General features: G+C 40.0%; 10 protein-coding genes. 5 read left to right on the forward strand and 5 right to left on the reverse strand.

Annotation, left to right across the window (positions count from 1 at the left end):
• Positions 1-30: 30 nt before the first annotated feature.
• The 3 genes from L647_RS0113340 to L647_RS0113350 form a co-directional block, all read right to left on the reverse strand.
• Complete coding sequence (locus L647_RS0113340) at positions 31-792, reverse strand: IS5 family transposase (protein WP_024611512.1); 762 nt, start codon at positions 790-792, stop codon at positions 31-33.
• Positions 793-826: 34 nt separating this feature from the next.
• On the reverse strand, positions 827-997 hold the full coding sequence (locus L647_RS1000000126025) for a hypothetical protein (protein ID WP_158001070.1): 171 nt from the start codon (positions 995-997) through the stop codon (positions 827-829).
• Between the two features lie 137 nt (positions 998-1134).
• Positions 1135-2244 carry an arginase family protein gene (locus L647_RS0113350; RefSeq protein WP_024611536.1) on the reverse strand — a complete coding sequence of 370 codons (1110 nt, stop codon included), beginning with the start codon at positions 2242-2244 and terminating at the stop codon, positions 1135-1137.
• Positions 2245-2698: 454 nt separating this feature from the next.
• Between L647_RS0113350 and udp the strand changes: the two genes are divergently transcribed.
• A complete protein-coding gene (gene udp / locus L647_RS0113360) occupies positions 2699-3454 on the forward strand; it encodes a uridine phosphorylase (protein ID WP_007582384.1) in 756 nt (251 codons plus the stop codon).
• A 185-nt stretch (positions 3455-3639) separates the two neighbouring features.
• Here the strand turns inward: udp and cdd are convergent, their stop codons facing one another.
• Both cdd and ppc read right to left on the reverse strand, forming a co-directional pair.
• Positions 3640-4566 carry a cytidine deaminase gene (gene cdd, locus L647_RS0113365; RefSeq protein WP_024611537.1) on the reverse strand — a complete coding sequence of 309 codons (927 nt, stop codon included), beginning with the start codon at positions 4564-4566 and terminating at the stop codon, positions 3640-3642.
• A 400-nt stretch (positions 4567-4966) separates the two neighbouring features.
• On the reverse strand, positions 4967-7612 hold the full coding sequence (gene ppc / locus L647_RS0113370) for a phosphoenolpyruvate carboxylase (RefSeq protein ID WP_024611538.1): 2646 nt from the start codon (positions 7610-7612) through the stop codon (positions 4967-4969).
• Positions 7613-7732: 120 nt separating this feature from the next.
• Here ppc and L647_RS0113375 point away from each other — a divergent pair, with 120 nt between their 5' ends.
• The 4 genes from L647_RS0113375 (at position 7733) to L647_RS0113390 (ending at position 10804) form a co-directional block, all read left to right on the forward strand.
• Positions 7733-8131 carry a DUF393 domain-containing protein gene (locus tag L647_RS0113375; RefSeq protein ID WP_024611539.1) on the forward strand — a complete coding sequence of 133 codons (399 nt, stop codon included), beginning with the start codon at positions 7733-7735 and terminating at the stop codon, positions 8129-8131.
• Positions 8128-8862, forward strand: coding sequence for an SDR family oxidoreductase (locus tag L647_RS0113380; RefSeq protein WP_024611540.1), 735 nt, complete (start codon positions 8128-8130; stop codon positions 8860-8862). Before L647_RS0113375 ends, L647_RS0113380 begins: the two co-directional genes overlap by 4 nt.
• A gap of 9 nt (positions 8863-8871) precedes the next feature.
• Positions 8872-9480: a flavin reductase gene (locus L647_RS0113385; protein ID WP_024611541.1), complete on the forward strand. Its 609-nt coding sequence runs from the start codon at positions 8872-8874 to the stop codon at positions 9478-9480.
• A 103-nt stretch (positions 9481-9583) separates the two neighbouring features.
• A complete protein-coding gene (locus L647_RS0113390) occupies positions 9584-10804 on the forward strand; it encodes a Xaa-Pro peptidase family protein (protein WP_024611542.1) in 1221 nt (406 codons plus the stop codon).
• The last annotated feature ends 135 nt before the right edge of the window (positions 10805-10939 follow it).

Consider the following 10939-nt stretch of genomic DNA (forward strand, 5'->3'; position numbering starts at 1 on the left):
TAGGGGCTGTTGATCTTTGTAGTATATATATTAATCAGCCCACATTGGTAGCCACATCATAGTAAATGCTAAAGCGAGCATGGAATGATAATTCCGTTCAAGCTTTTCATACCTTGTAGCTATCCCTCTATATTGTTTGATCCGACCAAAGGCATTCTCAACTAAGTGCCTATATTTGTACATGCACCAGTCAATATCTTCATTACCCACTAAACTGTTATCCTTGCGTGGAATAACGGGTGTAGCGCTATTATCACGAATAAACTCTCTTAGTTTTTCACTATCGTAGCCTTTATCTGCGACAACCACATTACTCGTTGGGCAATTGTCTACAAGTGACTCTGCATGGACGATATCATGCGTATTTCCACAGGATAATTCATAATAAACAGGCAATCCTCCGCTATCTACTGCAAGATGAATTTTAGTCGAATTGCCACCTCGACTCTTACCGATTGATTCATTGCCAGCGGTTCTTGCACCGCAACTATGCTGGTGAGCCCTGACAATACTGCCATCAATAAAGATCCAATCCATATCAGCATAGTGGGATAACACACGAAATAATTCATTCAAAATATCTTTTTTGGACCATAAATTAAATCGTCTATAGATAGCACTCCACGAGCCGAAATAAGACGGTAAATCTCGCCAAGGAATACCGGTACGCATCTTATAGAGTATGCCTTCGAGCGTTTTTCTATGCTCAGGCTTATTATAAATTCGACCACTTAAGTGCATTACTTTTGATAAGACATTCCATGTCGCGTCTGTTAACATTAATCTTGGCATGAGGGTTCGGTGTAACGTTTTTTAGCGAATTCAATTATACCTTATCCTCATGCTGTTTGTTTTTTATACCGCAAAGATCAACACGCCCTAGTTGATTATCTTTATTTATATACTGTAAATCAGGGAAAACTTCAGTCACCAATGTTATTTCTGTTGCACTAACACTAATATTTAAGATGCATAAAAAAAATAATAAAACCTTCATTCAACGAAACCTTTAAATGCTTATACTAGGTATACGCTAAATATAGCTTAGAGCAGGTTAACTGCCAGTTCTTGCAATATAAATCTAGCCATATACGTAGATAGGACTAGATTACTTAATTAGCTAAATTAAGATTATTACTTGTTCATTGCATTAATCAAAAAGGCTGAAATTTTTGCCCCTTCTCTAAGTGTTGTTTCAGAGCTTGACTGACCAACTAAAGAGCTGTCGGTAAATGGCGCTATTTCCATCATATCCGCACCCGTAATCGGGAACTCATCTGCAATAGCTGATAAAATATCAAGCGCATGCTGTGGTGTTAAACCGTTATGCTCTGGCGTACCGGTGGCAGATGCAAACTCTGCATCAAGCGCATCAATATCAAAGCTTACGTATACTTCATCAACGTTATCAGCTTTTAATTGTGCAATAGCATCGGCAGCAACCGCTGCTGCGCCGCGCTCAATAATATCAGCAGCCCAATGTTGCTTAACGCCAAAGGTACTTTCCCAATGCGCTTTAGGCTTGCCACTTGAGCGTATACCAAATTGAATTAAATGATGTGGCGCAGGTAAAAACTCTAAAATATGTGTACACCAAGAGCCAAAACATAAATCAATGCCTAAGCGTTCAACGAGTAAATCTGTATGGGCATCAAAGTGAATAATAGCGGTGCGTTTGCCCTGCTCACGTTTTGCTTTTAAGTACGCTTTAGTAAGTGGGTAACTAATTGAATGATCGCCACCAATGCCAAATATCCCTTTATCTTTAAATGTTGCGTAAAAGCTGTCGCATACATCCTCAGTGATTGATAACGGACTTACGTAATAGTCGTTATTTTCGCTCCCGTATAGGGCTTTTTGGCAATTAGAAATGGTTGCATCATTTAGGTATTTATCATGAAGTAAATGCGGAATTACACGTACATCACCTAAATCAAACGAATGGCACTGCGGTTGCTGATCAATTAATGCTGAGCGCACAAACAATGGTCCCCAATTTGCGCCGCGTAAAATACCACCGCCACAATCAGAGCTAATACCTAGCATTACCGCTTTATGTGGCGAATTTGGTAATTCATTTAAAGACTCTCGCCATAAGTTATCAACGTTTTCAGTTTGCCCATAAAGTTTATTACGCAGTGCGGCTTTGCGCTCTTTTGCAGTGTTTACTGTGTATACGCCATCACCTGGTGCGCACAAACAGTGCTCAACTTTGTTTTTAAATGCTTCAAATTGTGTGCTCATAATAAACCCTTTCGTTTTTTATTCTGTACGTAGCTAATTAATTTTGATTAGTTATGCAAAATTACTAAAAATGCCTAAACTTCAAATAAAATTTACTTTGCTAAATAAATCAGTGCCTAAAGTAAATAAACACTTTAGCTCTGAAGCAACCAAGTTCGATGTAAGTGGTTGAATTTAATTGAAATTAATAGCATTAGGCAATCAACTATTTAATTGTAGTTACGCGCTTGAGTGATACTTATTATGTCTACTTGAACAAGTCAACAGTGCGTTTGTGCTGGGTATATAAGTACTTGGTTGAATATTCATAGTTGATGAATAAATCAAATTGGCACATAACATTATTAAGTCTTAATTGGAGGAGTTAAGGTAAAACGGACAATCGTCCTGTACTTAGTAAACGTTTCTAGCAATGATGCTAGATTGACACAATTTATTATAATAAGGCTTAGCTATGGAAAAGGTATTTCACTTAGGACTATGTATTGACGATCTTAAAGGTGCAAAACTTGCGATTGTACCAGGTGACCCAGATCGTGCTGCACGCATTTCACAATTCCTAGACAATCCAACCTGCCTTGCTCAAACTCGTGAGTTTCATGTTTATTTAGGTCAATTAAATGGCCATTCTGTGGTTGTTTGTTCTACGGGTATTGGTGGTCCATCTACGTCTATTGCAGTAGAAGAATTAGCACAACTTGGCGTGCGTAAATTTTTACGCATTGGTACAACAGGTGCAATTCAGCCACATATTAACGAAGGCGAAATTTTAATTAGCCAAGCGTCTGTACGTTTAGACGGTGCTAGCCAACATTTTGCACCGCTTAGCTACCCTGCTGTGTCTGACTTTTATGCAACACAAGCTATGGTACAAGCATGTAAAAACTTAAATATCGACTTCCATATTGGTATTACTGCATCAAGCGACACATTCTACCCAGGGCAAGAGCGTTACGATACGCATTCTGGTTACGTTCCTAAATCACTACAAGGTAGCTGCGAAGAGTGGCAAAAACTGGGCGTGATGAACTACGAAATGGAATCAGCAACATTATTTACTATGTGTGCAGCCCTTGGTTTACAAGCTGCATGTGTAGCAGGCGTACTTGTTAACCGTACTCGCCAAGAAATACCAAATGTTGACCACGGTGAAATTGAACGTAAATCTGTAGCAGTCGTATTAGAAGCAGCTAAAGTATTACTTGATTAATATAGGTTATATTAATTAGTGGGCTATTATAACGATAAGAAAATGGCTCAGTAACAAGCAAAAATTATGAAGTATAGTTGTTTTATATGAATAATTTTTAACGCAGTTAGTGAGTTATTTAATTCGATAGAATGGCACGTTTTAATAAAGCACAGCTCTGGCTGTGCTTTATTGTATGCGAGCCACTATTTAAGTGGTGCGCTAATTACTTTAAGTGTTGGTAAATGCGTAAAACTGGCAAGCACAGCTTTTGCTACTTGCGACTGATTTTCTCGGCCTGCAGTTTCTAACAATGTTATTCCCTTCACCGTGCTTTCGTTAAAGCTAAGCCCAGCTAAAAAGAACTGACTTAGCGCACTTTGTAGTGGCGATAAACTTGGGCTGTAAGCTGCATTTTCGGCGTAACTTCCGTAAAAATCACCATCACCAAATGTACTTATTTTTACGGCGCTAAAGTTTTGGCTGTAAGGTGCATAAGCATTAAGAGCAAAACGAGCAAGTGTTTCATAAACATCATCAACGCTAAACTTGGCTTGCTGTGGTTTTGGGTTAAATAAGCTAAATTCGTTACCTAAATCGGTAGGACCAAATGAATGCGGCAGTAGCTCAGCGAGTTTAAATTGCTGACCAGGAAGTAAAATATCAAACTCTTTTGCATCGGCTAGTTCATTCATAAACTGGCGGCAATACCCACACGGTGCATCGCTAATCGCTATTTTAACTATTTTTTTAGCGCCGTTTAACCATGCGTTATTTATTGCCGATTGCTCTGCATGAACGACTAAACTCAACGCTTGCTGGTTAAATTCTACATTTGCACCAAAGTAAAAGTTTACCTCGCCTTTTTCATCAAGCGCTTTAACAATTGCGCCCACATGAAAATGCGATACCGGTGCAACAGCAAACTCAGAAGCTAAAGGCACTAAACCTTGTAATAATGCATCATCAGATACATTAAGCTGCGTGCATAACTGTTTAATATTATTAGAATTTAATATGCCACATTGTGATTTTAATTGACTACGTAATGACGCTGTTTGCACTACGTTTAATGTGATGTGCGAATTTGTAAGTGCTGTATCTTGCTGTACAGTAAAAGTTGCTGAAGCCATAACATTTTTTCATTATTCAATGGCTAAGTAGTTTAAAAGGTTAAGCCGCTAATTGCTAGGGCCTGTTGACCTTTCAGGATTAAAATTTGTTCTAACTAGGGACGATTTAATCGTGGCGCGAGGTTTGTAACCTAGTGGGCTAAGTAAAAACCGAGCAACAAAGAGTTAATCGTCCCTAGGACGAACCTTCGGGCAGCGCGTGTTTGGTATTTATGCTGCGTTATCGCCTATTTATGGGGAATAACCACACTACATAGGCTCTGCCTTGCCTAAATACCAAATACACTGCTGCAAATTTAACCTCGAAAGATAAACAGGCCCTAGGTTATTAAACGCAAAAAAAGGGAGCACATCGCGTGCTCCCTTTAATTTTAACTGGTATACCTAATAAAATAACATGTTAGCCGGTATTACGCATGCCTGCTGCAATACCTGTCATTGTGATCATTAATGCATTATCAATGTCACCTTCGTTGCGTTTTTCCTCTGAGCGAGCACGGCGTAAAAGCTCAACTTGTAATAAATTAAGTGGATCGGTGTACGGGTTACGTAAACTAATCGACTCTTTAATCCAAGGCTGTTCGGCTAAGAGGCTTTTTTGCGGGCTAAGTGATTGCACCAAGCTAATGGCTTCTTGAAGCTCTTTACGAAGTGTTACACCCAGTGGTTTGTACATATCTTCCACTAGCGCATTGTCGTAATGCTCACTCAACCAGCAATCGGCTTTACTAAATACCATTTCTAGCATTTCTAAGCGCGATCTAAAGAACGGCCATTGTAAGCTCATTTCGTTTAGGGTTTCTGCACCGTACTTATTAAGCGCAGCTTTTAAGCCTGTTAACGCACCTAACCATGCTGGAAGCATTAAACGGTTTTGGCTCCAAGCAAAAATCCATGGAATAGCACGTAAACTTTCAACGCCACCATTAGGATTACGTTTTGCAGGGCGAGAGCCAAGCGGCAACTTAGACAGTTCAAGCTCAGGTGTTGCCATTCTAAAGTAAGGTACAAAGTTTTCATCATGGCGAACTACATTACGGTAATGCTCACACGACTCCTCACTTATTAGCTTCATTACTTCGCGCCACTGCGGTTTTGGCTCCGGCGGCGGTAATAAGTTACTTTGCAGTACTGCGCCTGCATAAATATTTAAGCTTTGCAGTGCTACATCGGGTAAACCAAATTTAAAGCGAATCATCTCGCCTTGCTCGGTTACACGCAAACCACCTTTTAATGAGCCTGGTGGTTGTGAATGCAGCGCTTGTGCAGCGGGTGCACCGCCACGCCCTACTGTACCACCACGTCCGTGGAATAAAACAAGCTCAATACCGCGTGCATCAGCAAGCTGTACTAGTTTATCCATTGCTTCGTACTGCGCCCACCCTGCTGCCATCATGCCGGCATCTTTAGCTGAATCAGAATAACCAATCATTACGTTTTGGGTGTTTTTAATGTGTCCGCGATACCAAACATTATCAAGCAATGTGGTAATTACATCACTGCCTGCGTTTAAATCGTCGAGTGTTTCAAACAACGGTGCTACTGGTAAATCAAAGCTACAGCCGCTTTCTTTTAGCAATAGTTGTACTGCTAAGATGTCTGAAGCTGTTCGCGCCATCGAAATAATATACAAACCAAATGTTGCTTCGTCTTGCTTGGCAATTACATCAAAGGTATCAAGTACTTCTTGTACATCTGGGCTTGGTTGCCAATGTTTTGGAATAAGCGGTCTGCGCGAGTTAAGCTCTGCAAGTAAAAATGCTTGTTTGTCTTGCTCTTGCCATTGGTTGTAGTCGCCTAAACCTAAGTAACGAGTCAGTTCTGAAAACACATCGCCGTGGCGAGACGAATCTTGGCGCACATCAAGTTTAGCTAAACGCAAACCAAAGCTATTAATACGGTGCAGTAAATCAAGTAATAAGCCATCTGCAACTACTTTCATATTACACTTTAATAACGAGCGGTAGCACACCTCAACCGGATGTTTAAGCTGATTAATATTAGTAATTAAGTCCTGTGAATCGCTGCGCTTATTTTTAATTTTAGCGCCAAGATGAGCCACTGTTTCAGCAACCTGATTTTTAAGCTTTTTGATTACTGCTCTGTATGGTTCAAACTCTTGCCCTGCAAGCTCAATAAGCTCATCACTGGCATCTGACATAGATAATTCAGCGCACAACGTTTTTAAGTCTTGAATGTATAAATTAAGTGCCATCCAACGACCATGATCAAGCACCTCTGTTGTAACCTGCGATGTTACAAACGGATTACCATCACGATCCCCACCCATCCAAGATGTAAACTCAATCGGGCTGTAATCTATTGGTAACTCTAAGCTTAACTGGTCTTTAACATTGGCTGAAAATTCACGTAAAAAACGCGGTACCGCATGCCACAGGCTGTTTTCAATTACTGCGTAACCCCATTTAGCTTCATCAACTGGCGTTGGGCGAGAGCGACGAATATCATCGGTATGCCAAGCCTGACTAATAAGCTGTTCAATACGATTTAAAATAGTATCCCGCTCTAACGGCAAGTTATCTTTTCGCTCTAATGAGGCTAAGCAATCACTTAGTTCAACGTGTTTATTAATAATAGTACGGCGCGTCACCTCGGTTGGGTGAGCGGTTAATACTAAATTTATGTGGAGTTTTGAGAGTGTTTCGGCCAAATGATTACTGTCTAACTGGCCTTGTTCTGCTTTTGAAGCTAACGTTTTTAATGTTTGAGTGAGAGGATTTTGTTGACCAAGGCCAACGTCATTAAAACGCGAAACGGTATGAAATTGCTCTGCTACATTAGCAAGGTTTAAAAAATGATTAAATGAACGGGCAACCGGTAAAAGCTCTTCATCACTAAGCGCATGTAATACTTCTATTAGCGCTTGTCTGTCGTCTTCGTTACCACTGCGAGATGATTTTGATAAAGCACGAATTTCTTCCACTTTATCTAAAATCGCTTGACCTTGGGCATCTTTAATTGTTTGTCCTAGTAGTTGCCCTAGTAAATTTACATTACCTCGCAAGGCGGCGTATTGTTCACTCATTTATCAATCTCCATTTTTTCGTAGGACACTATTAATATCATTATGAGAACAAATTTAATAGATCGATTTGCAAACCTTGTCCGTAAAAAAGCATATATAAAATAATCACAAAGCAATTATATGATCATTTTTTACGATGGCAATTGCCCACTATGCAGTACCGAAATGAACCAACTAAAACACGCTGATACCAAAAACTTAATTACGCTTGAAGATCTTAACGCTAGCGATTTTAGTGAGCGATATTCGTATATTGATAAAGACCAAGCGATGACTTACCTGCAAGCTCAAAAGCAATCAGGTGAAATGATTTACGGGCTAGATGTAACTTACGAAGCATGGAAAGTAGTAGGTAAACACGGCTGGTTGAAAATTTTTCGCTTGCCAATAATTAGCTTTTTCGCTGACTGCGGATACTTGCTATTTGCTAAATATAGACACTCTTTTAGCAAAATTTTAATGCCGAACACAACGTGTTCTAATGGGCAATGCAGTTTAAAAACTAAGGGTAGAAAATGAAAACCATTGTTTTATTTGGCGCTAGTAGCACTATTGCAAAAGCCTATGTTAAACATTTGAATAATCATGCAGCCAATTTTAAAATTATCTGTGTTAGCTCAAAAACAGATGAACCTGCAATAAATAACACACCTAACACTGAGCACTTTAACACCGACTACTCAGCAAATAGCTTGGCTCAGCTCACATCTAGTCTTAAGCAACAGCAAGCTGATTTACATCAAGTTATTATGTTTAACGGTAAATTGCATAATACTCAGCACATGCCCGAAAAGAAGTTAGAAGATTTAAACGCTGATTATTTTAACGAGTTACTAAATGCTAATACACTCACGCCATTATTGTGTTTACAGAGCGTATTGCCGCTATTAACCCACAAAACGCAGTGTACTATTACAGCATTAAGTGCGCGCGTAGGCAGCATAAACGACAACAAATTAGGTGGTTGGTATACTTACCGCGCATCTAAAGCGGCGCTTAACATGCTATTTAAAACGGCGGCTATAGAGCTTGCTCGTCGTGCTAAAAATACCAAACTCATTTTGTTTCATCCTGGCACTACCGATACAGCACTTTCAAAGCCCTTTCAAAAAAATGTACCTGAAGGTAAATTATTTACACCTGAATTTGTAGCTGGTCAACTTTTTGAATTAACAAACAATAACCCTGATTTAAAACTAAACGGTGAACCTGCTTACTTAGATTGGCAAGGCTCAACCATACCGTGGTAAGGATTTTTAATGCATTTTACTAAAGCGCGTATAGACGCACTTGAAAAACATACCCGTACACACTTAATCAACTCGCTTTCGGGTTTTAAAAGCGCTAATTTAATTGGCACGCAAGATTTACTCGGCAATACCAACTTATCGATTGTAAGCTCTGTTATTCATCTTGGGGCTAACCCACCGTTAGTCGCAATGATAATACGCCCTCATAGTGTGCCGCGTCATACGTTTGAAAATATTTTACAAACGGGCACCTACACAATTAACCAAGTTAATAAGTCAATTTACAAGCAAGCTCATCAAACCTCAGCTCGTTACGATAAAGAAGAGTCTGAGTTTGATGCTACAGGCTTAACACCTGAATACTTAAACGACTTTGCAGCGCCTTTTGTAAAAGAAAGCCGCTTAAAGTACTCGGTTAAATTTGTAGAAAACCAGCATTTAGCCATCAATGGTACTGAGCTCGTTATTGGCGAAATTATGGATGTTTTTGTTGATAAAGAAGCACTGCAAAGCGATGGTTTCCTAGATTTACAAGCAATAGAAACAGTTGCAGTAACCGGGCTTGATAGCTATCACACAAGTAACAAACTAACTCGCTTACCTTATGCTAAAAAGTGAATGTTATGTGTTTAAAGCTGCAAGTAATTGCATCCTTTTATCGCATAACATTGAATTTTACCTTGGTATTAATCACACTAGCTAAAAATCCAAGGAGAAAAACATGACCACTATAGGTATAGGTACACAATCAAGCGAGCAAGCGTTGGCAAGCTTAAGTAATATGACACTAACGCTGACCCCTATTGCTGCTGACGAACATTTAGAGCGCATAGCAAAGGCGCAAGCTTATATGTTAGCAAACAATATTGATGCAATTTATTTAAACGCTGGCACCAACCTAACCTACTTTACAGGTATGAAATGGTACGCGAGCGAGCGCATGGTTGGCGCAATATTACCCGCCCTTGGTGAAGTACAATACATTGCGCCTTATTTCGAAATTGGCTCTTTAAACGGGTTTAAAGTTATAGATGGTCCTATTCACGGGTGGCAAGAGCACGAAAACCCTTATGCACTTTTTGTTGAAGTACTAAAAAAACTAAACATTAATGAAAACGCAACTATTGGCATTGATGAAAGCGCGCAATTTTTTATATTCGACGGCATTAATAAAGCGCAAACGGGTTTAACACTCATCAATGCACAGCCTGTAACGGCGCATTGCCGCATGCATAAATCTGTTCACGAGCTTAGCTTAATGCAGCGCGCAATGGATATGACCTTAGCCGTACATCAAGCCACAGCAAGCATGCTTTACGAGGGAATAACTACCACCGAAGTAGAAGCCTTTATTAAACAAGCACACCAAAAGGTAGGCGCACCAGGTAACTATTTTTGTATTGTATTGTTTGGTGTTGCAACGTCTTTTCCGCACGGTGTTAAAGACGCCCAAGTACTTAAAAAAGGCGATATGGTATTAATAGATACCGGCTGTAAAGTACACGATTACCTATCAGACATAACCCGTACCTATGTATTTGGCGAACCAACCATACGCCAACGAATGTTTTGGGATCATGAAAAAGCAGCGCAAATGGCGGCATTTAACGTAGCTAAAATCGGTGCCACCTGCGAAGACGTAGATGCTGGCGCACGTAACTATTTAGCGGCGCAAGGGCTAGGACCGCAGTACCAAACGCCAGGTTGCCCGCATCGAACTGGTCACGGCATTGGGCTAGACATTCATGAATGGCCATACCTAGTTGGCGGTGATAAAACCCCACTTGCCACAGGCATGTGCTTTAGTAACGAGCCAATGTTAGTTATACCCGATGAATTTGGCGTGCGCCTAGAGGATCATTTTTACATGACCGACACCGGCCCTCATTGGTTTACAGAGCCAAGTTACAGTATTGACGACCCATTTGGGCTTAACGCTTAAACTGAATACCTTCAAAAGAGCAGCTGTATAGCTTAATGCCGATCAGTTAAGAAATATTTAACGATCCATTGACCGATCTTCTGGTTAGTTTATAAAGGCTTCTGAATTTATTCAGGAGCCTTTTATTTTGCAACT

The sequence above is a fragment of the Pseudoalteromonas sp. TB64 genome, from assembly GCF_000498095.1.
In the GTDB taxonomy this organism is placed as follows: Bacteria; Pseudomonadota; Gammaproteobacteria; order Enterobacterales; family Alteromonadaceae; genus Pseudoalteromonas.

Coding starts and splice junctions, on each gene's coding strand:
- L647_RS0113340 (WP_024611512.1), bottom strand. CDS start 792: ATGCCAAGATTAATGTTAACAGACGCGACATGGAATGTCTTATCAAAA.
- L647_RS0113350 (WP_024611536.1), bottom strand. CDS start 2,244: ATGAGCACACAATTTGAAGCATTTAAAAACAAAGTTGAGCACTGTTTG.
- cdd (WP_024611537.1), bottom strand. CDS start 4,566: ATGGCTTCAGCAACTTTTACTGTACAGCAAGATACAGCACTTACAAAT.
- ppc (WP_024611538.1), bottom strand. CDS start 7,612: ATGAGTGAACAATACGCCGCCTTGCGAGGTAATGTAAATTTACTAGGG.
- L647_RS0113385 (WP_024611541.1), top strand. CDS start 8,872: ATGCATTTTACTAAAGCGCGTATAGACGCACTTGAAAAACATACCCGT.
- L647_RS0113380 (WP_024611540.1), top strand. CDS start 8,128: ATGAAAACCATTGTTTTATTTGGCGCTAGTAGCACTATTGCAAAAGCC.
- L647_RS1000000126025 (WP_158001070.1), bottom strand. CDS start 997: ATGAAGGTTTTATTATTTTTTTTATGCATCTTAAATATTAGTGTTAGT.
- L647_RS0113390 (WP_024611542.1), top strand. CDS start 9,584: ATGACCACTATAGGTATAGGTACACAATCAAGCGAGCAAGCGTTGGCA.
- udp (WP_007582384.1), top strand. CDS start 2,699: ATGGAAAAGGTATTTCACTTAGGACTATGTATTGACGATCTTAAAGGT.
- L647_RS0113375 (WP_024611539.1), top strand. CDS start 7,733: ATGATCATTTTTTACGATGGCAATTGCCCACTATGCAGTACCGAAATG.